We start from the raw sequence: 25633 nt of genomic DNA on the forward strand, positions 1-25633 counted from the left end.
TCAGCTCCGAGCTGCGCGGAGAACGGGTACTTCCACCGCTGCGGAGGGCGACGGCTAACGCCTTGGCGGGCGTCCTCGTGGTTCGGAGTGTGATGGCGTATGCGCCGGTTCTCGTCGTGGGCTCGATCGCCGCGTCTGATTCCGTTGCTGGTCGCTGCTTCGCTGCCTGGGTTGCTGTTCCTTCCTGCAGGTCCTGTTCAAGCTCAGGGAATCCCACAAGCCACAGAGGTCCTCGCCACGGGGCCCTTGGACGTTCCCAAGCAGATGAGCGGGACGGCCGCTGGATTGCCGGCGTTGGTGGACACATCGGTCACTCAGGTGTCCAGCGGGTCGCCGAAGGTTGAGGACGGTCCCGTACGTGGTGCGTTGCGGTTGGAGGAGCGACCGGCAGGCGAAGCCGCCACACCGAAGACCACAGAGTCGAAGCTGCCCGCAGGTGTCGAGCGCGCGGAGCAGCGCGATCGGCAATCGGCGATGGGCTCTCCCCTCATCATGGACTTCTACCCCGAGCACGGAGCGCTGGTGGAGGCCACGCCGCTGCTGACCGTGCGGACGATAAGCATGGGCGGCGGGTCATCGGCGGATTTCAACTTCTTCTACACCGTGTGTGAGGTGCTGGAGGAAGACGACGATGGTGGGTTCGAGTTTCCGGACCCTGGGAATCCTGCTCCGGTGCCGGCGTGCGTGGAGTCGGGAAGGCGCGCGGGGGAGGACACCTGGCGGGTGCCGGCGGGCGTGTTGAAGTGGGGCCAGCAGTACGAGTGGTGGGCTCGCGTTGTCGCCCCGGATGGTGGCGGGTCGGCGCGGACTGACAACCAGTCATTCACCACGGGCGCACCTCAGCCGGAGACGGGGGCGCACCTGGGCGAGCGTGCCAGTGGCGGTCAAGAGTTCGCGCCGATCTCCGGCAACTACACCACCGCTGTCATCGATGCGCAGATAGCCGTCGCGGGGCCGCCGCTTGCGGTGACGCGAACCTACAACAGCCTCGAAGCACGCACAGATGGGATCTTCGGCGCTGGGTGGTCGACCCAGTGGGACATGAAGATCGTGGCCGAGCCCACCGGTCTGTTGGTCTTCTACCCTGACGGTCGTCGGGTCAGGTTCGCGAGCAAGGGGGACGGCGGCTATCAGCCGCCACCCGGGATGCACGCTGTGCTGTCGGATGTCGACGGTGGCGGCTGGCGGTTGATGGACCAGTCGTCGACCAGCTTCTCCTTCAACGCCTCGGGTCGCCTTACGAAGATTTCCGATGCTCGCGGGCGGGAGCAGACGCTGACGTACGGCAGCGACGGCAAGCTCACCAAGGCAACGGCCGTCGGTGGCCGCTCCCTGCACTTCACCTGGTCCGGTCCCCGAGTGGCGACGGTGTCCACCGACCCGGTGGACGGACAGAGCCTCACCTGGACCTACGGCTACGAGGGCGACAACCTGACCCAGGTGTGCGCGCCGGTCGCGGCACCGAACTGCACCGGTTACACCTACACGGACGGATCCCGATACCGCAGCATCGTGCTGGACTCCGAGCCTGTGGGGTACTGGCGTCTGGGCGACAAGCAGTTCGAGTCGGCGGCCAACGAGACCAGCGGGGTTTCGGGCATGTACACCGATGCCACCGTGGGACGGCCTGGTGCGTTGGAGGGCAGTACGGACACGGCGGCCGGCTTCACGAAGTCGTACGTGCAACTGCCGTTCACGCTGGGCCGGCTGGGGGATCGGGTATCCATCGAAGGCTGGTTCAAGACTGCGCAGAGCGGCATCATCTTCTCCGCCAGCGAGTTGAGCGGTGGGTTCGGGGCGACGATGCCGGCGCTGTATGTGGGGACCGATGGACGTCTGCGCGGCCAGTTGGGGGAGATCAGGAACAGTGCCGGGTCGTGGGTGTATACCCCGGTCACCAGCACGGCGCCGGTCACTGACGATCAGTGGCATCATGCGGTCCTCAACGTCGACGGCACGCGGCAGGAGCTGTTTCTCGACGGCCAGTCGGTAGGCGAGGTCAACGGCGAACTTTATCCGGAGTTCCGGGAGAACGCTTTCATCGGCAGCGGCGACCGGGCCAGTTCGTGGTCCGACATTCCTGGTGGGCCCACCACTCGCGGTCCCTTCCCGTTCAAGGGATCGATCGACGAATTCGCCCTGTACGGCAAGCCGCTGACCAGCGCGGAAGTCCAGGCTCACTACGCGGCTCGCACGAAGGTGCCGAACAAGCTGGCGGGCAGCACGCTCCCGTCTGGACGGGTCTGGGCGTCGAACACCTACGACACGGCGACCGATCGTCTCAAGACGCACACCGACCGGCACGGCGGCACCTGGAACATCGGCACATCGGTGACCGACTGGGTCAACCAGGTCGCGACCGTCAAGGTGACCGATCCGCGAAACGGCACGGTGACTTACGGCTATGACGGGGGACGCAACTTCCGACTGGTGTACGAGGAAGACCAGCACGCGTTCAAGACGGAGTACGAGTACGACACCGGCGGATTCCCCTCCAAGGTCACCGACCGTAACGGGAATGTCTCGCGGCAGTGGAATGACAAGCGCGGCAACCCGATCAGAGCGAGAACGTGCCCGTACCACGAGCATTTGCCACATTGATTACGCCACCTACTACCTCAACAAGAACGACGAGTACGACCCGCGCAACGACAAACTGCTCACCTATCGGGACGCCCGCTCCTCCAGCGCTGAGGACAACAGGTACGCCACGACCGTCGACTACAACGCATCAGGCGAGCCGATCAAGCAGACGGGCCCCGTCACCCTGGACTTCCCCAACGGCCGTTCCACCACGATCAGCTACACCGACGGCACCGAGGCAGCCATCGACGGCGGCAGCATTCCCGCCGGCCTGACGAAGTCCGCCACCGACGCTCGTGGCAACACCTGGAACTACCGCTACACCGCCTCCGGCGATCTGGCCGAGCAGACCGCCCCGGAAGGTCTGGTCACCAGACTGGAGCACGATCCGCTCGGCCGGGTGACGGCCGGGGTCCAGGTCCTGCAAGCTCACCCGGGTGGCCTCAGGAGCACCTTCACCTACGACGCCGTGGGCCGGGTGACCACCCAAACAGGACCGGGCGTCAAGAACGAGATCTCCAACGTCACGCACACCAAGCGCGTCACGTACGCCTACGATCCGGACGGCAACCGGCTCAGCGAGACCGTCGCCGACCTCACCGGAGGCGACGTCGAACGCGCGACCGTTACCACCTACGACGACCACGGCCGGGTCGAGACGGTTACCGGTCCTGAAGGCGGTGTGGTCCGCCAGGTATGGAACACCCTCGGACAACTGGCCTCCACCACCGATCCACGAGGCGCCGTGGTGGAGCACGCCTACAGCGCGCGCGGCGAGCTCACCTCACGGACCCTGAAGGGGTGGACCGGCAGTCCTGTCAGTCCAAGTCCGGCCGTGGACAAGGTGCTGGAGGCGTTCACTTACGACTCCGGCGGCCGGTTGGCCACGCGGGCCGATGTGATGGGCCGCAAGACCGCCTACGCCTACTTCAACGACAACCTGCTCGCCAAGAAGACGGCCGAGAACGCCAGCCTGAACGGCTCCGACACCCCCAGGAACGTGGTGCTGGAGAACAACACCTACGACGCGGTCGGCAACCGTACCAAGGTGGTCGTCAGCCAGAGCGCGACCACCACCATCACCACCGATTTCGTCTACGACGCCGCCGGCCTGCTCACTTCGCAGGTGCTGGACCCTGGCGACCTCAACCGCAAGACCGCCTACGTCCATGACGCCAACGGCAACATCCTTAAAACCACCCGCACAGGCAAGGGCAGTACGCGCTCCGAGGTCACCCAGTTCACCTACGACAAGGAGAACCGGACCACCAAGGAGACCGTCGAGAACGGCGAGCAGGATCTGGTCTCCACCACCGCCTACGATGAGCGCGGTCTGGTCGTCGCCACCACCGATCCCCGCGGCAACGCCGATGGTGCTGATCAGGCCGACTTCACCTCCACCTTGCGCTACGACCCTCTGGGCCGCCTGGTCCAGGCGACCGGCCCCCAGGTCCAGATCGACAAGGCGGGCGCCACCAGCAGCGGGCAGCCATCGGCGAGGTACGGCTACGACACCTTCGGCGCCAAAACCCACGAAACCGACGCCGAGGGGCGTACCGTCGCTTCGGTCTTCGACAAGGCCGGACGGCTGACCAAGCAGACCGCCCCCAGTTACACCCCACCGGGCGGCACCGCCATCACCCCCACGACCCAGCACGCCTACGATGTCGCCGGGCAGTTGATCTCGACCACCAACACCCGCGGCTACACGACCACGTTCGAGTACGACAAGCTCGGCCGTCAGGTCCGTATGACCGACCCGGCACCGGACGGGCAGACTCCCGGCCGCTGGATCACCGAGTACACCCTGGCGGGCGAGAAGCTGACCAGCATCGATCCGACCGGCGCCCGTGTCCAGGCCACCTACGACGACCTCGGCCGGCAGATCACCGCGACCGAGATCGAACGCAAACCCACCGCGACGGCCTCCATCACCACCATGACCTACAACGACGTCGGACACCTCCTGACGACGGTCGCACCGGGCAACAAGACGACGACGCACAAGGTGAACGCCGCCGGACAGGTCATCGAAACGACCGACCCGATGAACAACAAGTCGACCGTGACGTACGACCTGGCGGGCAGGCCGGTCACAGCCACTGATGCGCGCCTCAACGCCACCACACTGGAGTACGACCTGGCAGGCCGCCAGATCGGCGTCAAGGACGTGAGCGCTTCCGGCACGGTTCTGCGCAGCAGCAGCTCCACCTACGACCTGGCGGGCAACCTGATATCCGCGACCTCGCCCGAGGGGCATGTCACCCGGCAGACCTTCGACTCGCTCAGCCGGGTCACCTCGCTGATCGAGCCGGTCTCGGACAGTGAGTCGATCACCACCGGCTTCGGTTACGACGCCACCGGCGCCCGTACCCGGCTCACCGACGGCCGCGGCAACGCCACCTGGACCGCGTACAACAGCCTCGGCCTGCCGGAAACGGTCACCGAACCGGTCACCGCCGCCCACCCCGACGCCGCCGACCGTACCTGGACCCAGGCCTACGACGCAGCGGGCAACGCGCTCTCCACCCTGCAGCCGGGCGGCGTGCGGATCGACCGGACCTTCGACCACCTGGGCCGACTCACCCAGGAGAGCGGCGGCGGAGGCGACGCCGCCAGTGCGGAGCGGACGTTCGGCTATGACCTCGCAGGTCGCCAGACGGCCGTCGGCGACCTGAGCGTGAACTACAACGACCGCGGTCTTCCGTTGAGCATCCTGCGCGGCACCGCCCAGCAGACCGCCTACACCTATGATGACCTCGGCAACCCCACCCAGCGCACCTACGCCGCCGGCACGGCCACCTTCACCTGGGACAAGGCCAGCCGCCTGGACACCGCCACCGACCCGGTCACCGGCCGCAAACTTACCTACGGCTACGACGGGGCCAGCAACCTCACCTCTCTGACCGCCGTCCAGGGCACCACCACGACCGACTCCCAGTCCTTCACCTACGACGACCTCGACCAGCCGCTCACTCACACGTTGAGGCGGGGGACCAGCAGCGGCAGCCAGCTCGCGAAGATCACCTACGGCTGGGACAAGGACGGCAACCTCACCACCAAGACCACCGTCGGCACCGCGGGCGCGGGCACCAACACCTACGACTACGACCACGCCGGACGGCTCACGTCCTGGACCGCCCCCGGCGGCTCCACCACCGCCTATGAGTGGGACGCGGCTGGCAACCGCACCAAGGCCGGCGACAAGACGTACGTCTACGACGCGCGCAACCGGATGATGTCCGGCGGTGGCAGCACCTACACCTACACGGCGCGCGGCACCATGGCGAGCGAGACCAAGGACGGCACGACCACCCAGCTCACTTTCGACGCCTTCGACCGGCTCATCGCCGACGGCGAGAGCGTTTACAGCTATGACGCCCTCGACCGTGTCGCCAGCCGCATCAGAGGGGTTACCAAGGAGACCTTCGCGTACTCAGGTCTCAGCAACGACCTCGCCGCCATCGTCGACACCCTCGGTGTCGTCCAGGCCCGGTACGGCCGCGACGCCTTCGGCGCCCTGCTCGGTCAGAAGGAAGGCGCCAACCCCGCCCTCGCTACCCTGACCGACCTGCACGGTGACCTCGTAGCCACGTACAACAGCACCGCCCTGGCCACCACCACCGCCTACGACCCCTTCGGTGCGATCACCGACCAGACCGGCGCCAAGACCAACCTCGGCTACCAGGGCGAATACACCGACCCGGACACCGGCAAGGTCAACATGCACGCCCGCTGGTACCAGCCCGGCACCGGCACCTTCACCAGCCGCGACACCATGACCCTGTCGCCGAACCCGTCGGTCCAGGCCAACCGCTACACCTACGCCAACGCCTCACCCCTCACCCACACCGACCCCACAGGCCACTGGGGTGAGGAGGTGTGCTTCGACGGTGGCAGATGCTACCCGGTTAACAATTCTAGTAACGAATTGACATGCTTCGATGACGGTAGCTGCTATACGCAAGACCAAATCCTTTATAGCTGGGGTAACGCGAACGTCGGCGACGGCAGAATCGCTGAAGACAATCCCCAATGGCATTTCGACAACTTTGTCGCAGGCAATACCTATCTCGGTAACCGAGCAGATAAACCGGAAGGCTACGACGACGCAAGCCCGGAGGCTCGCAAAAAGTATAGAATTGGCTACTATTCGGATCTTAGCGTTGATGAACTGGCATCCTTGTGGCAATTGCTTACCAGCGGGCCGCCATCGGGAGCTGGGATGATACCCGATGAGCCAGGATGGGCAAACAGCCAGGCTTGTAGAAAGGCGAACGGGCGCAAACGATGTGATGCTTTGGACAAGGCGCGAGCAGAGGCCAAGCGCTTCAAGGACATGGATACCTATCAGAAGAGCTGCTTCGGGTTGCACATGTCAAAATACGGTGAATCGGCATGCAGGGCCCTGGAGAATGATTTAAATCTTTCAGCCAAGGAGATGAGTGCTCTAAAGAGCGCATGGAGGGAGGCGACCCGCACCTCGGATCATTGGTTCATGAAGCTGATGGGCGGAGTAACCGATTTCGTCTGGGGCGACGTCATGGACTGCGCGGCAGGCAGGGCCGGTTCGTGTGCGCTTATGCTCGTCGGGTTCATTCCTGGAGCCAAAGCAGGAACAGCATTGGCCAAGCGCCTCCCTAAAGTTGCTGGGAGACTACAAAAAGCAGCTACGGCTTGTAAACGGAGTAGCTTCATAGCCGGCACGTTGGTGTTGATGGCGGATGGGAGTCGCAAAGCCATCGAAGAGATAGTGGTGGGGGACAAGATCCTGGCCACCGATCCGCTCACCGGCGAAACAGCTGCCAAAGAGGTAACCCATCTCATAGTCAGCACCGGAACCAAGAGCCTCATCGAAATAGCGGTGATGTCCGGTAGCGTCGGCGGGGAGCGAGGCTCGACGCTGACTGCAACGGCAGAGCACCCCTTCTGGGTGCCAACATCAAAGCAATGGGTCAACGCAGCAGACCTTGCGCCGGGCATGTGGCTGCGCACTTCCGCCGGAACCTACGTCCAGGTCGGGGCGGTCAAGCAGCGGACCGCTATCCAACGGGTCCATAACATGACGGTAGACCGTTTCCATACGTATTATGTGTTGGCAGGAGCAAGCCCGGTCCTGGCTCACAACAGTGCGTGCCCCAAGGGCCGTCTATCTGACCGACTGCCCAATGGGATGAATAATCGTATCGCCTCGGCATACGATGACGTTAAAGCAGGCAAAATTAGATCACATGATACGTATAAAGGGTATGAACACCCTTGGTGGAAAGGAGCTAAAGAATATAGCGTTCCCGGCAGAGGCGACAGCGATAGAATTTTGGTAAAAACGTTGGCAAATGGTAGTAAAGTTTATGGATGGACATCGACTCATTACAACAAAATACAACGCTTTAGTGCGCCACATTTCCCTGATTCGGGATGGTAGTAATGGTACGACTTGTTGAAATGGTGCAGTGCTATCGCCGGCGTCGCTGCACCAATTTTAGAACGGAGGAAGATTAATTTGATTGAGGATGCCCCCGTGGCCTATGGGGCAAAATTTCCGATGTATAGAATAGTCGACGAGGAATCTGGGGACGTTCTTGTTGCAGCGGAAAATGTGCGGGGGTTTTTTGTTGAACAAGAAAGCGAGTCAATGAACGTCGCTTTCCTAGGAGTACACCAGGTCAATAAGGCGAAGCATAGGGTTGAAAATGCATATCTGGAGATCGCGAACTATCGACACGAAAAAATTGGGGAGTATTACGTTGGGCGGGTCGCGCGCACAGGGACCGATGTTGAATTTGCTGTAGATGATCTGCCAAGCATTTCATTCTACTTTGGTGCTCTATGCGAGTATCCTAGAGCTGGGAAAGTGTGGCAACGCTGGGCGTCGGAAGACGACCTAAGGCGGGATGAGTGGGTTCAATGGCCGTTGAGTTACCATGAAACTTGGCTGCACGTTGTTCAAAATTCTTGGTTCGCTTCTCTGCGTCGCGCTGCTCGCTACGAGTATGGTGAGACTGTATACCTAGATGGCTCGAAAATAGCTACAAAGCCAGGCTTCTACTGTGCCTTGGGGGAGGCAATGAACGGTCCGGGCGGATATTTTGGGTCGAACCTTGATGCTGTTGCGGAATGCATCTCTTCAGGACTCGAAGAAGCGCCTCCGGCGCAGATAGTGTGGCGTAATTTTCAATTTTCTAGAACTTCTCTTGGAAATGGCTTTGTGGATGCAATTCTGGCTCTTATGTGTGAGTTCGATATAGAAGTCGTTGCTCGTTGATCTTGCAATTTTTAGAGTTTTTGTTTGACTGTTCAAGTCGGGAATTATCGGCTTTCCACATCTGGGCAGATGTCGCGATCATGCGGCTACCGAGAGTGGCTCATCTGTGGTGACATTCTGTGATCGAGGGTCCTCGGGTTCGCCGACGGATTGTGCGGGGCAGGGCCGAGGAATGCGGGCGATCGGCGTGGGTATCGCGGCCGGGTCGTCACCGGGGGCGGCGTCTTGCGGCCGGGACCCCGCCGAGAGCCGGTCAAGCCGGGTAGAGCGGGAGGCCACGTAGCGGGATCGGCGTTGCTGGTTGGCCACGTTGGTGAACCCGAATCCGAACCGGTACACGAGTTTGATCAGCCGGTTCACCCCCTCAGCAGGGGCGTTGGAGTGGCCGGTGGCCACCGCGCGGCAGATCTCCGCCCGCCAGGTGGAGATCGTCTCGGCCAGGGTCACGATCTCCGGGACCGAGGCCCCGGCGGTGGCACAGAAGCCGAAGAACGCCGCCAGCGCCGCGCCTATCTGGGCCCGGTTCGGCGCCGGCCCGCGCTGATTCGGTGAGCGCCGGGTCAGGTCCCGCAGCTTCTCCCTGGCCCGCCAGGCGGCGCCGAGTTGCCGTCCGTTCTCGCCCACGTCGGCCAGGGCGACCAGCAGCTTGTTACGGGCGCGTTCGGAGAGTCTCTCCTGGCCGCTTACCAGCAGCCTCTTGATCTGGTATTCCAGGTCGGCGGCTCGGCCGCAGCGGCCGCAGCGTTCGAAGGTGACCCGCCGCCGCACGTCGCCGATCATCTTGTTGGCCAGCTGCGAGACGTGGAACAGGTCAGTGACCAGGGCCGCGTTCGGCAGCAGCCCGCTCTTGACGATCGCGCTCTTGTACACCGTGGACATGTCGATGCTCACATACCGGATCGCCGCCCACCCGCCAGACCGGGTCGGCAGCGGCCAGCCAACTCCGCACATCCGCCCCGGCCCTGCTCTCCACCTGCCCAAGCAGCCCATGCCCACCGGCGGAATCGATGAACGCCAGGTCCTCATGGTCATCTGCCAGCACGACCCGAACCTGCTCGCCACCCGTACGGGTTGCTGATCCTGGCTGACAAGGGTTACATCGCCGCCGAGCTCGATCGATTCCCGACCGCCCGCGATATCAGCTTGCTGCGCCCTTCCTCCCACAACCGCGGCACCCCACGACCGGGAGAATCTCTGCTGAAGACGGTGCGGTAGCTGATCGAGTCGGTCAAGGAGGGACTGTACGAACAGCACGGTGGCTGCATCATTGAGGGTGTCGGGGGTTCGTGGGTCCAGCGGATCCGGCGCGATCTGGCACAACCGCGCTGCTGGCGCACCTGTTACCAGATCCCTGGTCGCCTACGACCCTGAGCCACATCGGAACTACTCGGCTAGAGGTCGACCGCGCTCGGTCATGCGGAACCAGACCAGCCCGCCGGTGTTGTCATGCTGAAATCCCCATTCGTCGGCGAGTGTGTCCACCAGCCACAGTCCTCTGCCTCCGTCGTCGGCAAGGGCTGGGGTGCGGACGGCGGGCGTGGTGGAGGAACCGGCGTCGGTCACTTCCACCTGGACGGTCGTGCCCAGGCGGATGATCTGGACGGTGACCTGGCCGGAGTCGGAGTGGGTGATGGCGTTGGTGACCACCTCGCTAAGCAAGAGGAGGGTGTCGTCGAGGATCGGGGACGGGCCGCCGAAGGACAGTAGGGAGCGGGCCCAGTTGCGAGCCTCGGGAACGGACATCGGTGTTGCCGGGAACGACCGGCTGCAGGTGACGTGTGGCGTGTTCGTAAATGCCGGCTGGGGTGAGTCGTAAGGGTGGAGCGGCCCTTTCATGCGTTCACCTCGGCCACGATGATGTCGGCGGCATTGGCGGCGTCGGCCAGCACCCATGTGTCGCGCCGCCACAGCCGCGCCCACCACGGCCGCCAGGTGAACACCCAACCGCAGTAGCGGCGGATGACGGTGACCCGGATCGCGGTGCCGTTCATGGAGTGCATCTCCAGGATCGGTTCTCCGGTCACGGGAACGACGAGCGAGACGTGGATGCCCAGGCCGTGCAGGTCCCAGCCCAGGCGGGTCAGGTAGCTGAATCTTTCGTACGGTTCGCGCGCCGTCATGGTTCCGCCTTCCAAGTGCTTTCCAAGGAGTTCGGCCAAGGCGCGGAACAATTCCGCCGCTTATTCACTCCTGGCTATGGGAAGTGAGGGCCGGATATTTCGCCTGCTGCCGAAAACGTCTGTGCTCAGCTCAGCGTGCCCTCTTGGATGGGGAGTCGGCGACCGAGTTGCCAGGCCAAGGCAGCATCGATAATGACAATCGTCGGTCAGGTGTGGTTTAAATGGTGTCATCGACTGGAGAGGGTTTCCGTTTTATATGAATTGAGGGGAAATGTCATGCACGTGGTGCCGTCTCTCGACCCGGAGTCCCCTCGCGTACGGTTTGGTGCCGAGTTGCGGCGGCTACGGGAGGCTGCGGAGTTGTCGCAGGCCGCGGTGGCATCCCGGCTCGGATGTACGCAGACACAGGTGAGCAGATTGGAGAAGGCGACCCGTACGCCGTCGCGGTCTGACGCCGAGCGGCTGGACATGCTTTTCGGCACGTCGGCAGGCGTCTCCTTTGCCCGGATCTACCAATGGATCACCGCCCAGCCCGGCAGCCCGATCTGGTTCCGCAATTGGGCCGAGGAGATCGAGCCCACCCTCCTCGTCCTACGCTCTTGGGATCCCCTGCTGATCCCGGGCCTCATGCAGACAGAGGCGTACGCCCGTCACATCTTCAGCATGGAGCCCCGAGTCACCTCTGACGAGGCGGAGCAGCGGGTCGAGGCCAGGATGCGGCGGCAGCGCATCCTGGACCGAGAGAAGCCGCCGCTGATCTCTGTGCTGTTCGACGAGGGTGTGCTGCATCGACGGGTCGGCGGACCAGAGGTGATGCGTGAACAACTTGACCACCTGCTGGAGGTGGCGGCACACCCATCTGTCTTCATCCAGGTCGTTGACCCAGAGTGTCTCCCGGGCCTGGCCGGTGCCTTCATGATCGCTGAGCTCCCGAATGGGCGGCCCGATGTGATCAGCTCGGATGCACCGGCGCAGGCACAAATCACCGCCGACCCCGACATTGTGACCTCGATCTGGGAGCGCTATGAGGCCATCCGGCTATGGGCCTATCCTGAGCGCGTATCCCTCCAAATGATCGAGAAAGCGAGATCCGCATGGACCTGAGCGATGCCGTATGGCGGAAGTCGACGCGATCTTCCGGCAACGGCGGTCAATGTGTCGAGGTCGCCATGAACCTTCCCGAGGTGGTCGCCGTCCGCGACAGCAAGGATCCGGATGGTCCCAAACTTCTCTTCACTCGCCCTGAGTGGAAGGCGTTCGTCAACGGCCTCAAGGCCGGCGACTTCGACACGCCAGCCTGACGTTCACCCCCTTATTCTCGCCGAGTAGCGATGGCGATGGCGGCCCTTCGAGCGTGATAGGGGTCGAAGCCTGACCTATGGCTGCTCCAGCTTCCCCCGCAACTCGAAGTCATCCCAGGTCGTCTTCAAAACCGACTCACTGTCCTTGGGCGTACGGGCGAACAACCCCACCTCGCCATTCCCGATCCCATTCGGATCATCAGCCTGCTGCACCCGCTCCCCATTCACCCACATGGTCAACCGCACAGCCGGCCCCGTCTGCTCGCAAGCAGCCTCGATCCGCACTTTCCCCTTCAACTCCCCAACCTTCACCGGCTGGGTGAGCGTCCCGCCCGCCCCGTCATAGATTCGCCGAATCCGAGCATTACCGCCGGTGTCCAACCCGAACTCGTAATAACTCTTGTCATCCGCCGCATGACAGTAAACCCCGTATTCCCCGGACCCCGTAACCTGCTTCACCTCAGCACTGACCGCCACGAGCACCGTCTCCGGCAGCATCGGCGTAGGCGTGGCGGACGGCTCCGGCGTGGTGGTGGGTTTCTCGACGAGGAACGGGATGGCGGCCTCCGCCCAGCGCTCCTCGTAGTCCGTCTCCACATCCAGCCCGTACGTGCCGTCGGTGCGGTAGCCGTAGCTGGTGGAGGCGTTCGGGTCGTAGGTGCCGTTCCAGCCGCCGGTGGTCTGGGTGAAGTCCTCCCGGTAGAGGACAGCGAGGTCGGGCGGCCCGCTGGAGGACAGCATCGCCCAGGCCGTCGTCGCGACGGCCACGACAAGGGCAGCCGCCACCGCGATCCCCGCGAAGAGCCTGCCCCGGTGCTTGCGCGGTGCCGCCTCGAACACCGGCGTGGTCGCCTTCTGCCAGGCCACCTGCACCGTCTGGGCGGCCTGCTCGGGCGCCGCCGACCGCCCCACGAGGTGGTCGAGCAGCTGCTGCGCGGTCGGCCGCGTGGCCGGGTCCTTGTGCAGCGCCGCCATGACGAGCTCCCGCAGCCCAGGCTCGACGTCGTCGAGGTTCGGCTCGGTGTTGAGCACCTGGTAGACGATCGCCGGCAGCGTCTCCCCGGGGAACGGCGAGCGCCCACTGGCGGCGTACGCGATCAGACACCCCCACGAGAACACGTCGCAAGCGGGCGACACCGGCTCCCCGCGCAGAACCTCAGGAGCCATGTACCGAGGCGTCCCGATGAGCTCGCCGGTGCCGGTGACGCCGCCGAGGGTGTCGAGCGCCCGCGCGATGCCGAAGTCGATCACCCGCGGCCCGACAGGCGAGAGCAGCACGTTGGACGGCTTCAGATCGCGGTGCACCACCCCGGCGCCGTGGATCGCGGTGAGCGCCGTCGCCACGCTGACGGCCAGCGCGTCCAGACTGGACCCGCGCAACGGCCCGGACTGCTGTACGGCCTGCTCAAGATTGGGACCCGGTACGTACTCCGTGACGACATAGAGCTGCCCACCGTCGAGCGCGGCCTCCAGCACCGCGGCCGTACAGAACCGCCGCACCCGCCGCGCAGCGTCGGCCTCCCTGCGAAAACGCATGCGAAACTGCTCATGCTGGCTGAACTCCGGATTGATCACCTTGATCGCGACCTGTTGCCCGGAAGAATCCTCGGCGAGATGAACCGTGCCCATCCCACCCTGGCCCAGCACTCGCAGCAGCCTGTAGCGCCCGATGTGGGATGTTTCACCGCTCACGGCGCGCAAGCTTACCTATTTCTGCCTGCCTGACGTATGACCTCCACAATCAGCCAAGCGTTGGTTGACGGATTCCGCCCCTCGCCGGGCGCTGAAGATCACGAAGATAGTGTCAGCCGTCCTTGGGCGGGCGGGGCTTGCTGTCGCGGATGTCGCGCAGGGTCGGCAGGCCGTGCTCGGGGTGGACCACCAGGACGCGGCAGCCCGCCGACGTGGCGGCGGTGACGCCTGTGGGGCTGTCCTCGATGGCCACGCAGTGGCTCGGGTCGGCGCCGAGCCGCCGCGCCGCCTCCAGATAAGGGTCCGGGTACGGCTTGCCGCGCGTGGTGTCCTCGGCCGCGACGACCTGCGCGAAACGGTGCCCGAGCCTCGGCAGCACCAGGTCCACGATACTGCGCGGGGAGGCGGTGACCAGGGCGGTGGGCAGGTGGGCGGCGCCGAGCTCGCGCAGCAGGTCCGTCGCGCCCGGCATGAGCTCCACGCCCTGCTCGACGCGCTGGGCGAACGACTCGGTGAGGAGGCGGATCAGGTCGGCGGTGGGCCGGGCGGTCGCGGAGCGTTCGGGGAGCCGAGGGGGCGGGGCGGGATCGGCGGACCGAGCGGCGGACAGGAGGTGGGCGGCCGTGTCCTCGACCGTGCGGCCGAGGACGTGCGGTGTGTCGGCGGGGCCCAGTTCGACGCCGAGCGTGCGCGCCACCGACACCGTGGCCTGCCACCAGTGCGGCTCGCTGTCCACCAGGGTGCCGTCCAGGTCGAACAGCACCGCCTGGAGACCACAAGACGGCCCACCAGCAGGCAGGTCAGACGGCATCGGCGGGTTCGGTGACGGGGGCGGTGACCGTGACGGTGCGGGGCGCCACCAGGACCGGCCGTTCCACCAGGCGCACCGCCACCCGGGTGCCGGCCGCGAGCCGTACCGCCTCGTGGCCCGGCACGTCGGCGAGGACCTCGCCGCCCGCCAGGGCCAGCCGCAGCCGGACGGACGAGCCGCGGAACGACGCGACCAGCACCTCGGCCTCGCCGTCCTCGGCGGGCGTGACCTGGACGGCCTCGGGACGGATGAGGACGTCCACCTCGGGGCTGTCGGGGGAGGGCCCGTCGATGGGCAGGGTGTGGCCGAGCACCGTGACGGTGCCCTCCGGCGCGGCCTGACCGGCCAGGTGGTTCATGGTGCCGACGAACTCGGCCACGAACGGCGTGGCGGGCCGGTCGTACACCTCGGCGGGCGCCCCGACCTGCTCCAGCCGCCCGTCGCGCAGCACCGCGACCCGGTCGGCGATCGACAGGGCCTCCTCCTGGTCGTGGGTGACGAAGATGGTGGTGATGCCGAGGTCGAGCTGGAGGCGGCGGATCTCCTCCCGCAGCGCGACCCGTACCTTCGCGTCGAGCGCGGACAGCGGCTCGTCCAGCAGCAGCACGCGCGGCTCCAGGGCGAGCGCGCGGGCCAGCGCGACGCGCTGCTGCTGGCCGCCGGAGAGCTGGTGCGGGAAGCGGTCGGCGTGCGCGGGCAGGCCGACCAGCTCCAGCAGCTCGTCGGCCTTGGCCCGGCGCACCGCCACCGGCACGCGGCGGACCCGCAGGCCGAAGGCGACGTTGTCGCGGGCGTTGAGGTTGGGGAAGAGGGAGTAGGACTGGAAGACCATGCCGGCGTCGCGCTTGTTGGCGGGGACGTCGGTGATGTCCTTGCCGTCGACGAGCACGGCCCCGGAGTCGGGCCGTTCGAACCCGGCCACGCATCGCAGCGCCGTCGTCTTGCCGCAGCCCGACGGGCCGAGCAGCGCGACGAACTCGCCGGGCTCGATGGTCAGGTCGAGGCCGTCCAGCGCGACCGTCTTGCCGAAGAGCCGCCGCAGGCCGCGGAACTCCACCTTGGACGTCATTTCTTCTCCCTACCGAAGGCGCTGGAGACCGCGAGCAGCAGCAGCCAGATGAGCAGCAGGCTGAGGATCGAGACCGCGACCGACACCTGGCCCCTGGAGCCGGAGATCGTCACGATCCACACCGCGAACGGCTGATAGCCGAGCAGCCTGGCCACGGTGAACTCGCCGAAGACCAGGGCGAGCGTCAGGAACGAGGCGCTGGCCAGGGCCGAGCGCAGGTTGGGCACGATCACCCGGAACAGCACGTACGGCCACGAAGCGCCCAGGTTGCGGGCCGCCTCCACGAGCGTCCGCACGTCCATGGTGCGCAGCCCGGCGTCCAGCGACCGGTAGACGAACGGCAGCACCAGCACGACGTACGCCAGCACGAGGACAATCGGGAAGGCCGGGTCCTGGACCGCGATGAGCGTGGCCCAGAACGGGGTCGGCGCAAGCACCTCGGCCCCGGTGCGCAGCGAGGTGCCGAGCCCGGCCACGAACGTGATCGGGGGCACCACCAGCGGCAGCGTGCACAGCACCTCCATCACCGGCCGCAGCCGCGGCGCGCTGAGCCGTACGGCCAGCATCGCCGGGAGCGTCAGCAGCAGGACCAGCACGATGGTCGCGAGCCCGAGCCCCAGGGAGAGCGCCAGGCTGGAGGCGAAGCCCTCGGCCGTGAGCAGCTCGCCATAGGCCTCGAACGACACCCCGGTGGTGGGGGTGTAGATGGTGTACCAGAGGGAGGCGCCGAGGGGCACCAGGAAGTAGAGCGCGGCCAGCGCCAGGACCACGGCCCGCCAGGCGCGCGGCCGGGCGGTCCGGGGCGAGGCGGTCACCAGCGGCTGCTCCAGGCCCGTCACCGCAGCCATCGGGTGCTCCTCCTCTGCAGCGGCAGGTAGACGGCCATCACCAGACCGGCGATCACGATCATGTCGAGGCTGAGCGCGAGCGCGACGTTCTCCTGGCCGATCAGCACGTCGCTGGTCAGCGCGTTCGCGATCTTGAGCGTGACCAGCGGCACGACGGTGCCCGCGCCCATGGCCGCCGCCGTGGCGTAGGCGGCGAACGCGCCGCCGAACAGCAGCACCACGCCGCCGAGCAGGGCCGGCGTCAGCACGGGCAGACCGACGTAACGCCAGTAGTGCCAGGAGGTGGCTCCGTTGTTGGCCGCCGCCTCCCGCCACTGCGGCCGCAGCCCGTCCAGCGCCGGCGCCATGACCAGCACCATCAGCGGGACCGAGAAGTACAGGTAGACCACGACCAGGCCCCAGAAGGTGTACAGGGCGCCGGTGGGGAGCCCCAGCAGCCCGCTGACCACGCCGGAGTTGCCCAGCGTGGCCACCCAGAAGAAGGCCAGCGGGACGCCGCCGAAGTTGGCCAGCACGCCGGACGCCGTCAGCACCGAGTGGCGCAGCGCCGCGAACCTGGAGGTGACCACGGCGTAGGCGAGGAACGTGCCGAGCACGGCCCCGAGCAGCGCCACCACGGCCGACACCTGGACGCTGCCGGCGATCGAGGTGAGGTTGCCGCCCTCCAGGCTCTGGCGGACGTTCGCCAGCGTCGGCCGGCCCTGCGAGGTGAATGCGCCCACCAGCAGGGCCACCAGGGGGAGGCCGAAGACGACGGCGTAGAAAGCGAGCAGGGGCAGCGCGCCGAGCCACCCCTTGGGCCTGGTCATCCGGAGATCGCGGCGTCCCAGCCGCCGGCCAGCTTGGCCTTGGCCGCGTCGACCTGCTCGGTCGTGGGGAAGGTCGGCGTGCCGTCCACCTTGGGGAGCGCCTCGGCGGCGGCCTTGTCCACGGTGCCGTCGGCCTCCATCACGGGCAGCAGGACCGGCCTGGCGAAGCCCTTCAGGTAGAGGTTCTGGCCTTCGGGGCTGTAGAGGTACTCCTGCCACAGGCGGGCGGCGGCCGGGTGCGGGGCGTCCTTGTTGATGGCCTGGGCGTACATCTGGAAGTACTTGCCGTCGCTGGGCACGTTCACCTGCCAGTCGAGGCCCTTGGCGGCCATCTGGGGGGCGTAGGCGGCGTTGTTGTAGTCCCAGTCGATGCTGATCTGGGTCTCGCCCTTCTCGATCGTCGCCGGGGTGGTCTCGACCGGGTTGAAGTTGCCCGCCTCCTTCAGCTTCTTGAAGAAGTCCAGGCCGGGCTGGATGTCGTCGAAAGAGCCGCCGTTGGCGATCGAGGCGGCGTAGACGCCGGCGAAGGCCGAGCCGGACTTGGTGGGGTTGCCGTTCAGCGCGACCTTGCCCTTGTACTCGGGCTTGAGCAGGTCGGCGAAGCTCGTCGGGCAGGCGGCGATCTTCTTGGCGTCGCAGCCGATCGAGATGTAGCCGCCGTAGTCGTTGGTCCAGAGCCCGGTGGGCTCCTTCTGGCCTTCGGGGATCTTGTCGAAGGTCTGCACCTTGTACGGCGCGAACAGGCCCTCGGCGGCACCGCTGATCGCGAAGGACTGGCCGAGGTCGAGCACGTCGGGGGCGCGGTCCTGGCCCTTGCGGGTCTTGACGGCGTTGATCTCGTCGGCGCTGGCCGCGTCGGGGTCCTCGCTCTCGATCTTGATGCCGTACTTCGCCTCGAACGACTTGATGATCTCGCCGTAGTTGGCCCAGTCGGGCGGGAGCGCGATGACGTGGAGGTTGCCCTCCTTCTTGGCCGCCTCGACGAGCTTGTCGAGACCGCCGAAGTCGGCGGCGGAGGTGGCGGTGCGCGCGTTCACGCCGCCTTCCGCCGTCGACGTCTGCTGGGTGCCTGGCGCGGCGCCGCACGCCGCGGTGACTACGGTAAGGGCGGCGATGACGCCTGCCGCACGAGCGCGAGGTGTGAACACGTAGGCCTCCACTCCGGGGGTGTGGGAAGAATTTAAGGGAACTTGTACAAACAAGCGAGCCCCAGTAAGTCGCATATACATTGCTCTTTCGTGAACTGGGAGGGTCACCATGGTGGCGCGCTATGAGCGGATAGCCGATGAGCTGCGCGACGAGATCCTCACCGGCGTCCACCCGGTCGGCGCGCAGCTTCCGTCCGAGGCGGAGCTGGCCGAGCGGCACGGCGCGGCCAGGGGGACCGTGCGGCAGGCGGTCGCCGTGCTGGTGGCCGAGGGCCTGGTGGGATCCCGGCAGGGAGCCAGGCGCATCGTCCTCGGCAACGCGCGCAGCCAGAGCTTCGCCGAGCTGCACAGCTTCGCCCAGTGGGCGCGCGCCAACGGCTACCGGTTCGACGGTCAGGTGATCCGCCAGCACCGCCGGCCGCCGAACGCGGCCGAGGCCGCCCGGCTCGGCCCGGACGAGGTGCTCGACGTGCTGCGGCTGCGGTCGCTGGAGGGCGAGCCGGTGCTGGTCGAGCGGACGGCGTACGCGAGCTGGATCGCCCCCGCGGTCGAGGCGCTGCCGCCGGACTGCGAGTCGGTCACCGAGGCGCTCTACGAGTCGGCCGCGCTGGTGTTCGCCTACGGCGAGCACCTCATCGACGCGGTCCCGGCGGGCGCGCAGGACGCGCGCCTGCTCGGAGTGCGGCGCGGCAGCCCCCTGCTGCGCCAGCGCCGGATCACCACCACCTACGAGGGCCGGCCCGTGGAGTGCTCCGACGACCGTTACCGGGCGGGCAGCGTGGCCTTCAGCATCCGCAACTCGCTGGGCGCCAACCCTCTCGTCCGGCGAGCGGGCGACTTGCGTTTCGGTCCGTAAGAACATATGTTCGAGACATAGCAAGCACCCGTCTTCCCCCGGGTGGGTCAGCATCCGACCAGAGCCCCGGGGAGAAGCGTCTTGAGCAGACTCTATGGCGATCCGATAGAGGTGTGGACCAGGGACGGGGAGCCGACCCAGTTCGTCTGGCGCGACCGCCTCTATCTCGTCCGCCGCGTCCTCGACCACTGGGTGGTCGCGCGCGAGTGGTGGAAGACCGGCGAGGGCGATCCCGGTGAGCGCCGGTTCTGGCGGGTCGAGGCCAGCCCGGGTCGCGAGGTCGGCTCGTACGAACTGAGATTCGACACCGCCGGCAGCGGCTGGCTGCTCATGAGGGCGTGGGACTGATGGCGCCGCCGTTCCCGCACCTGAACGTGAGCTCCGCCTACTCGATGCGCTACGGCACCGCCTTCCCGCGCGCGCTGGTGTCGCGGGCGGTCGAGCACGGGATGGACATCCTGGCGCTGACCGACCGCGACGGGCTCTACGGCGCGGTCAAGCACGCGCAGGCGTGCGCGGACGCCGGCATCTCCCCGGTGTACGGCGTGAACTTCGCCCTCGCCGCCCCGGACCCCGGCCCCGGGACGCGCTCCGGTTCGCGGCGGCCGCGGACGGGGCCTGAGGCTCAGGATCGGGTGACGGTGCTGGCGCGGTCGCGTGGCTGGTCGCGGCTGGTCCGCTTGGTCACGGCCGCCCACTACGCGGGCGAGCGCGGTGAGCCGCGGGTGACCCGCGAGCTGATCGGCGAGTGGGACGCCGACGGCGACGGCGGGCTGGTGGTGCTGCTCGGCCCCCGCTCCGACGTGGGGCGCGCGGTGGCCGCCAGACGCGACGACCGGGCCAGGATGTTGCTCGGCCTGTGGCGTTCGGTGCTGCCCGGCGTGGTGGTGGAGCTGGTCGACCAGTACGGCTTCCACGACGCCACCACGGCCCTGCGCATGCTCCGCCTGGCCGAGTCCGCGGACGTCCCGGCCGTGCTCACCAATGCCGTCAGATACCTGGACCCGGCCGACCACCAGGTCGGCGACGTGCTCGACGCGGCCCGCCAGCTCGTCCCGCTGCACCCGCGCCACCTGGAGCGCACCACCTCGCACGCCTACCTCAAGGGCGGCAAGGAGATGTGGCAGGTGGCCGCCAAGATCTGCGGCTCCGACGAGGGCCGGATCGGCCGCCTGCTGCACACCACGCGGCAGCTCGCCGAGGCCTGCGCGCTCGACCCGGGAGAGCTGCTCGCGCTGCGCAAGGACCCGCCTGACCTGCACCTGCCGGAGATCGGCCGCGACCCGGTGCCGCTGCTGCGTCACCGGGTCGAGGACGGGCTGGCCGCGCGCGGCCTGGAGCGCTCCCGCGACGCCAGGGAGCGCCTCGCCGCCGAGCTGGACATCATCGAGCGCAAGCGGCTGTCCGGATACTTCATCGCCGTGGCCGGCATCACCGACATGATCCGCGAGATGGGCATCCGCTGCGCCATCCGCGGCTCGGGAGCGGGCAGCCTGGTCAACTACCTCATCGGCATCGGCGAGGTGAACCCGCTCGACCACGGCCTGCTCATGGAGCGCTTCCTGTCCGAAGGACGCATCGGGCTGCCGGACATCGACATGGACGTGGAGTCCGCGCGCCGGCTCGACTGCTACAAGGCGATCTTCGACCGGTACGGCGAGTCGCGGGTCGCCTGCGTGTCCATGATGGAGACCTACCGGGCCCGCAGCGCCATCCGCGACGTGGCCGGGGCCATGGGGCTGCCGCCGCACGAGATCGACGCCATCGCCAAGGCGTTCCCGCACATCAGGGCCAAGCAGATCACCGCCTCGCTGAGCGACCTGCCAGAGCTGCGCGAGAGCCGGCTCGGCGAGGCCGGGCTCGACCGGGTGTTCCGGCTGGCGGAGAAGCTCGACGGGCTGCCCAGGCACATCGCGCTGCACCCGTGCGGCGTGCTGATCGGCAACTCCGGGCTGCGCGACCGCACCCCCGTCGAACGCAGCCTGCTGGAGTTCCCGATGTCACAGTTCGACAAGGACGACGTGGAGGAGTCCGGGCTGCTCAAGCTGGACGTGCTGGGCGTGCGGATGCAGTCGGCGCTGGCCTACGCGCTGACCGAGATCGAGCGGGTGGACGACGTCGTGGTCAAGCTCGACGGCCAGAACGGCGCCGACCCCGGCGTCCAGTACGTCCCGCACGACGACCAGGCGACGTACGACATGATCTGCTCCGGCCGCACTCTCGGCTGCTTCCAGATCGAGTCGCCCGGCCAGCGGGAGCTGGTCGCCAAGCTGGAGCCGCGCACGATGCACGACCTCATCGTGGACATCTCCCTGTTCCGGCCGGGGCCGGTCAACTCCGACATGGTCACCCCCTACCTGGAGGCCAGGCATGGCTGGCGGAAACCGTACTATCCGCATGAGAAGCTGCACGGCGCGCTGAAGGAGACGCACGGCGTGGTGGTCTTCCACGAGCAGGTGCTCAGGATCATCGAGGTGATGACGGGCCGGGACCTGTCGTTCGCCGAGATGCTGCGGCGCGCCCTCGGCACCCCGGAGGGTCGCGACCGGGTGCGCAAGCACTTCGTGCCGCTGGCCAAGGCGAACGGGTTCGACGACGAGGCCGTCGAACGGGCCTGGAAGGTGCTCGACGCGTTCGGCGGGTTCGGGTTCTGCAAGGCGCACGCGGCGGCGTTCGCGCTGCCCACCTACCAGTCGGCCTGGCTCAAGCGGCACCACGCGGCCGCGTTCTTCGCCGGGGTGCTGACGCACGACCCCGGCATGTACCCGCCGCGCGTCATCATCGACGAGGCCCGGCAGTGCGGGGTGGAGATCCTCCCGCTGGACGTGAACAAGTCCGCCAAGGACTGGCGGGTGGAGCGGCTCGGCCCGCGCGTCCAGGTCCGGGTCGACCCCGCCGGGCTGGGCGAGGCCGACCTGCCCAGGCGGCTCAGGGACTTCCGGATCTCCGAGATCGGCAAGGGGTACGCGCTGCGCGTGCCGTTCTCGGCGATCAAGGGGGTGAGCGAGGCGGAGGTGGAGCGCATGGTGGCGGGCCGCCCGTACACCTCGCTCGCGGACTTCTGGGACCGGGCCCGCCCCTCCCGGCCCACCCTGGAACGGATCGTCCAGGTCGGCGGGCTGGACGCGCTGCACCACCTGCGCCCCGGCGGCGGCGACCGCTGGCGGCCCGGCGAGCTGACCCGGCGCGACCTGATCGCCCAGGTCGGCGTGCTCGAACGGACCTCCGCCAGCGGCGTCCAGTCAGGACCGCGCACCTCCAGGCGCTACACACCGAAGCCGGTTCAGGACCGCCGCCTGGCGGCCGTGCAGCTGCCGCTGGGATTCGCCGAGCACATCGCGCCGGGTGAGCTGCCCGAGATGACGGAGACGGAGATGGTCGAGGCCGAGCTGGAGATCCTCGGCATGGACATCAGCCGCCACGTCATCAGCTTCCACGACGAGCTGCTCGACACGCTCGGCGTGACCCGCGCCAAGGACCTCCTCGACCTGCGCAACGGCGCCGAAGTGCTGGTGGCGGGGGTCAAGGTGGCCACCCAGACACCGGCCATCCGCTCCGGGCAGCGGATCATCTTCGCCACCCTCGACGACTCGACGGGACCGGTGGACCTGACCTTCTTCGAGTCGGTGCAGGGCCGGTGCGCGTCGACGGTGTTCGGCTCGTGGCTCCTGGTCGCCAGGGGAGTGGTCCGGCGCACCGGCACCCGGGCGGTCTCCATCCGCGCCCTGGACTGCTGGAACCTGGTGGACCTCGACGCGGTGTGGCGCTCCCGCGGCCCCGACGCGGTCCGCGCCCTGCTCGCCGAGAGCACCGGCGACGCCGGCGGCGTGGGCGGACGCGCCATCGAGTACGCCAACGGCTTCAGGCTCTCGCCCTACTCCGACCTCGGCCCGGCCATCACCACCCCACCCCGCGCCCTCTGGCACGCCAGCCAGGGCAGCTCCGGCCCCACCGCGGCCTGAGGGAGGTCAGCTCTCTTGCAGGACCCAGCGCAGTGGCCGGAGACGGCTCACCGGGTTCGCCATGCCGAGAAACTTGTAGTCGACGGTGGCGATGTCGGTAATTTTCAGCCGCTCCGCCATTGCCAGGACGATGCCGTCCACGTAACCCAGAGGACCGGACACAAGCCTCTTGGCCAGCTCAGCGGCTCGAAGGCGATCTTCCTGAACAGGAGAGACGATCTCGTAGTCGCCACTCTTGGTGATCATGGCCTCAAGGAACTGGACTTCGAGCGTCGGGCCGTTGCGAACGTTGTTCCGCAGAAAACTGCAGACCTCCCCAAGCACGGGCTCGGGTACGAGCACGCGCCCGTCCCACTCGGCCAGCAGGCGGGCACACCTGGCGAACTCTCGGTCGCGATCGTTGAAAGTGGCGATCAACGGCCCCGAGTCACAAAGAAGGGCTCTCATGCACTTCGCCGGACGGTGTCAATGGCCTCAACGATCATCCGATCCCGCCGAGCCTCCGCCATGATCTCACGATAGCGACTGGCAAGGTCCGGCTCATCGATGCTCGCAATTCCCACCCAGGGAAAGCGCCGCTGCAGGGCCTTTACGTCGATGGGCTCCTCCACGTCCATGAGGGTCAATCTAGACGATGTGGCTCGGGCCTGCCCGAGCGCGCTGGGCGCGGATCGCGACTCTTCGTTCATGCTCTATGACAATAAGTGAGAAGGTCTTTGCGGGAAGCTGAAATGGTCAGGTTGAGCGGCCGATGGGTGCGGTGTCCGGCAGAGGGGTCAGGAGAGGACTCAGGGGCTCCGCCGTGGTGCCCGGGGAGGTGCTGGCGAGCTGCTGCAGGTGGGTGATCTCGCGTACGGTGGCCGCGCACAGCAGGGCGGACAGCGTCACGCAGGCGAGCTCGGCCGGACCCGCGCCGGTGAGGCCGCCGGTGGAGTCGCGGGTGAGCACGGTGACGGCCAGGGCCAGGGTCGCCAGCCAGCTCAGCCACCATGCCGCCACCAGGGCGAGCCAGCGGCTTTGCCGGCCGGACGGCGGGCGGGTGCCCTTCCAGAGCTCGTGCACCAGCAGAGCCGGCCCCACCAGGTTGACGCCGGGGATCAGCCAGGCGCCCGCCACCGAGGCGGAGGGCGCCTCGGGGTCGTTGGCCTGCCTGGCGCGCACCAGCCAGGTGACGTAGGCGGCAGCGGCGGCGACGGTGGCGCCCGTGGCCAGCATCATCAGCACGGCGAAGACGGTCACCGCGCCGACGACGGCGTCGGCGTCGGCGCCGTGCGGCCGGCCGCCGAACTCGGCGAGCTGCGTGGCGAGCCGGTCTCCGCGCACCTGCTCGAAGAGCACGAGGGCACCGAGGGAGAGGACCTGGGCGGTGAGCGTCACATAGACGGCAGAGGCGGCTTTGATGGGCGGTGCCTGGGCAAAGCGCACGATGTTCTCCCCCCGGGCCATGCGCTGAGGTTCTGTTTCACTTGTATCCCGCAGGTCCCCCTGTTAATCAGGTGACGACGCCCGATTCCCAGGCCCACGCCGCGATCTCCACCCGGTTGCGGGCGCCCAGTTTGGTGAAGACGCTGCCCAGGTGCGTCTTCACCGTCGACAGCGACACAAACAGCTCGGCGGCCACCTCCTGGTTGGTGCGGCCCTTGGCGACCAGCCGGACGACGTCGAGCTCCCGATCCGTCAGCGGCTCGGGCAGCGGGGCGGGCCCGCGTTTGGGCTGCGCCAGGTGCCGAAGTAACCGGACGGTCACCGAAGGCGACACCAGCGACTCCCCTCCGGCCGCCGCTCTGACCGCCTCCACCAGCAGTGTCGGCCCGCTGTCCTTGAGCAGGAAACCGGTCGCGCCTGCCCGCAGCGCGCCGTACACGTACTCGTCCAGGTCGAAGGTGGTGACGATGACCACCCGCATAGGGGCCTCGACGCCGGGCCCGGCCAGCGCTCGGGTCGCCTCCAGCCCGTCGAGCCTGGGCATCCTGATGTCGAGCAGGCACACGTCCGGCCGCAGCCGCCGGGCCTCGGACACCGCCTCCGCGCCGTCGGCGACGGCCGCCACGACCTCCATGTCCGGTTGGGCATCAAGAATCATCTGAAAGCCGGTTCGCACGAGTTGCTGGTCGTCGGCGATGAGCACCCGAATAGTCACGGGCCCAACTCTAGGATCAACCGTTCGGC

22 protein-coding genes are annotated in these 25633 nt (G+C 67.2%); 9 read left to right on the forward strand and 13 right to left on the reverse strand.

What is annotated here, in order from left to right:
- The first annotated feature begins 246 nt into the window (after positions 1-246).
- The 3 genes from ACIBQX_RS46245 (at position 247) to ACIBQX_RS46255 (ending at position 8848) form a co-directional block, all read left to right on the forward strand.
- Entirely contained in the window at positions 247-2601 is a 2355-nt protein-coding gene (locus ACIBQX_RS46245; protein WP_397016378.1) for a LamG-like jellyroll fold domain-containing protein, read from the forward strand.
- Positions 2519-8008, forward strand: coding sequence for a polymorphic toxin-type HINT domain-containing protein (locus tag ACIBQX_RS46250; protein WP_397016380.1), 5490 nt, complete (start codon positions 2519-2521; stop codon positions 8006-8008). The genes ACIBQX_RS46245 and ACIBQX_RS46250 overlap by 83 nt, the downstream gene beginning before the upstream one ends.
- A 96-nt stretch (positions 8009-8104) precedes the next feature.
- The gene (locus tag ACIBQX_RS46255; protein WP_397016382.1) at positions 8105-8848 is read left to right on the forward strand and encodes a barstar family protein; all 744 of its coding nucleotides are present in this window, start codon (positions 8105-8107) and stop codon (positions 8846-8848) included.
- A gap of 78 nt (positions 8849-8926) precedes the next feature.
- Here the strand turns inward: ACIBQX_RS46255 and ACIBQX_RS46260 are convergent, their stop codons facing one another.
- The gene (locus ACIBQX_RS46260) at positions 8927-9727 is read right to left on the reverse strand and encodes a transposase (RefSeq protein WP_397016384.1); all 801 of its coding nucleotides are present in this window, start codon (positions 9725-9727) and stop codon (positions 8927-8929) included.
- Here ACIBQX_RS46260 and ACIBQX_RS46265 point away from each other — a divergent pair.
- The gene (locus tag ACIBQX_RS46265; RefSeq protein WP_397016386.1) at positions 9726-9926 is read left to right on the forward strand and encodes a hypothetical protein; all 201 of its coding nucleotides are present in this window, start codon (positions 9726-9728) and stop codon (positions 9924-9926) included. The two genes, ACIBQX_RS46260 and ACIBQX_RS46265, sit on opposite strands and share 2 nt — an antisense overlap.
- A 305-nt stretch (positions 9927-10231) precedes the next feature.
- On the opposite strand, the gene ACIBQX_RS46270 is transcribed toward ACIBQX_RS46265, so the two are convergent.
- A complete protein-coding gene (locus tag ACIBQX_RS46270) occupies positions 10232-10741 on the reverse strand; it encodes an ATP-binding protein (RefSeq protein WP_397016388.1) in 510 nt (169 codons plus the stop codon).
- Complete coding sequence (locus ACIBQX_RS46275) at positions 10681-10968, reverse strand: hypothetical protein (RefSeq protein WP_397016390.1); 288 nt, start codon at positions 10966-10968, stop codon at positions 10681-10683. The genes ACIBQX_RS46270 and ACIBQX_RS46275 overlap by 61 nt, the downstream gene beginning before the upstream one ends.
- 276 nt (positions 10969-11244) lie before the next feature.
- Here ACIBQX_RS46275 and ACIBQX_RS46280 point away from each other — a divergent pair, with 276 nt between their 5' ends.
- Together ACIBQX_RS46280 and ACIBQX_RS46285 are read left to right on the forward strand one after the other, a co-directional pair.
- Positions 11245-12072, forward strand: a complete 828-nt coding sequence (locus tag ACIBQX_RS46280; protein ID WP_397016392.1) for a helix-turn-helix domain-containing protein — start codon at positions 11245-11247, stop codon at positions 12070-12072.
- A complete protein-coding gene (locus ACIBQX_RS46285; RefSeq protein ID WP_397016394.1) occupies positions 12063-12269 on the forward strand; it encodes a DUF397 domain-containing protein in 207 nt (68 codons plus the stop codon). The genes ACIBQX_RS46280 and ACIBQX_RS46285 overlap by 10 nt, the downstream gene beginning before the upstream one ends.
- 75 nt (positions 12270-12344) lie before the next feature.
- Here the strand turns inward: ACIBQX_RS46285 and ACIBQX_RS46290 are convergent, their stop codons facing one another.
- The 6 genes from ACIBQX_RS46290 to ACIBQX_RS46315 form a co-directional block, all read right to left on the reverse strand.
- The gene (locus ACIBQX_RS46290; protein ID WP_397016396.1) at positions 12345-13961 is read right to left on the reverse strand and encodes a serine/threonine-protein kinase; all 1617 of its coding nucleotides are present in this window, start codon (positions 13959-13961) and stop codon (positions 12345-12347) included.
- Between the two features lie 112 nt (positions 13962-14073).
- Positions 14074-14724 (reverse strand): HAD family hydrolase, encoded by a 651-nt coding sequence (locus tag ACIBQX_RS46295; RefSeq protein ID WP_397016398.1) that lies wholly within the window; start codon positions 14722-14724, stop codon positions 14074-14076.
- Between the two features lie 37 nt (positions 14725-14761).
- Positions 14762-15841, reverse strand: a complete 1080-nt coding sequence (locus ACIBQX_RS46300; protein WP_397016400.1) for an ABC transporter ATP-binding protein — start codon at positions 15839-15841, stop codon at positions 14762-14764.
- Positions 15838-16689, reverse strand: coding sequence for an ABC transporter permease (locus tag ACIBQX_RS46305; RefSeq protein WP_397016402.1), 852 nt, complete (start codon positions 16687-16689; stop codon positions 15838-15840). Before ACIBQX_RS46305 ends, ACIBQX_RS46300 begins: the two co-directional genes overlap by 4 nt.
- The gene (locus ACIBQX_RS46310) at positions 16677-17498 is read right to left on the reverse strand and encodes an ABC transporter permease (RefSeq protein ID WP_397016404.1); all 822 of its coding nucleotides are present in this window, start codon (positions 17496-17498) and stop codon (positions 16677-16679) included. The genes ACIBQX_RS46305 and ACIBQX_RS46310 overlap by 13 nt, the downstream gene beginning before the upstream one ends.
- Positions 17495-18646, reverse strand: a complete 1152-nt coding sequence (locus ACIBQX_RS46315; RefSeq protein ID WP_397016406.1) for an ABC transporter substrate-binding protein — start codon at positions 18644-18646, stop codon at positions 17495-17497. Before ACIBQX_RS46315 ends, ACIBQX_RS46310 begins: the two co-directional genes overlap by 4 nt.
- 109 nt (positions 18647-18755) lie before the next feature.
- Between ACIBQX_RS46315 and ACIBQX_RS46320 the strand changes: the two genes are divergently transcribed.
- From ACIBQX_RS46320 to ACIBQX_RS46330, 3 genes are all read left to right on the forward strand, one after another.
- The gene (locus tag ACIBQX_RS46320) at positions 18756-19502 is read left to right on the forward strand and encodes a GntR family transcriptional regulator (RefSeq protein ID WP_397016408.1); all 747 of its coding nucleotides are present in this window, start codon (positions 18756-18758) and stop codon (positions 19500-19502) included.
- 81 nt (positions 19503-19583) lie between these two features.
- Positions 19584-19850, forward strand: a complete 267-nt coding sequence (locus ACIBQX_RS46325) for a DUF6504 family protein (RefSeq protein ID WP_397016410.1) — start codon at positions 19584-19586, stop codon at positions 19848-19850.
- Positions 19850-23464, forward strand: coding sequence for a DNA polymerase III subunit alpha (locus ACIBQX_RS46330; RefSeq protein WP_397016630.1), 3615 nt, complete (start codon positions 19850-19852; stop codon positions 23462-23464). Before ACIBQX_RS46325 ends, ACIBQX_RS46330 begins: the two co-directional genes overlap by 1 nt.
- Positions 23465-23470: 6 nt before the next feature.
- Here the strand turns inward: ACIBQX_RS46330 and ACIBQX_RS46335 are convergent, their stop codons facing one another.
- From ACIBQX_RS46335 to ACIBQX_RS46350, 4 genes are all read right to left on the reverse strand, one after another.
- Positions 23471-23911 carry a type II toxin-antitoxin system VapC family toxin gene (locus ACIBQX_RS46335; protein ID WP_397016412.1) on the reverse strand — a complete coding sequence of 147 codons (441 nt, stop codon included), beginning with the start codon at positions 23909-23911 and terminating at the stop codon, positions 23471-23473.
- Positions 23908-24081 (reverse strand): hypothetical protein, encoded by a 174-nt coding sequence (locus ACIBQX_RS46340; RefSeq protein ID WP_397016414.1) that lies wholly within the window; start codon positions 24079-24081, stop codon positions 23908-23910. Before ACIBQX_RS46340 ends, ACIBQX_RS46335 begins: the two co-directional genes overlap by 4 nt.
- 118 nt (positions 24082-24199) lie before the next feature.
- Positions 24200-24889, reverse strand: coding sequence for a DUF4328 domain-containing protein (locus ACIBQX_RS46345; protein WP_397016416.1), 690 nt, complete (start codon positions 24887-24889; stop codon positions 24200-24202).
- A gap of 67 nt (positions 24890-24956) precedes the next feature.
- On the reverse strand, positions 24957-25604 hold the full coding sequence (locus ACIBQX_RS46350) for a response regulator (RefSeq protein WP_397016418.1): 648 nt from the start codon (positions 25602-25604) through the stop codon (positions 24957-24959).
- Positions 25605-25633: the final 29 nt, after the last annotated feature.

This window comes from Nonomuraea sp. NPDC049714 (assembly GCF_044465295.1).
In the GTDB taxonomy this organism is placed as follows: domain Bacteria; phylum Actinomycetota; class Actinomycetes; order Streptosporangiales; family Streptosporangiaceae; genus Nonomuraea.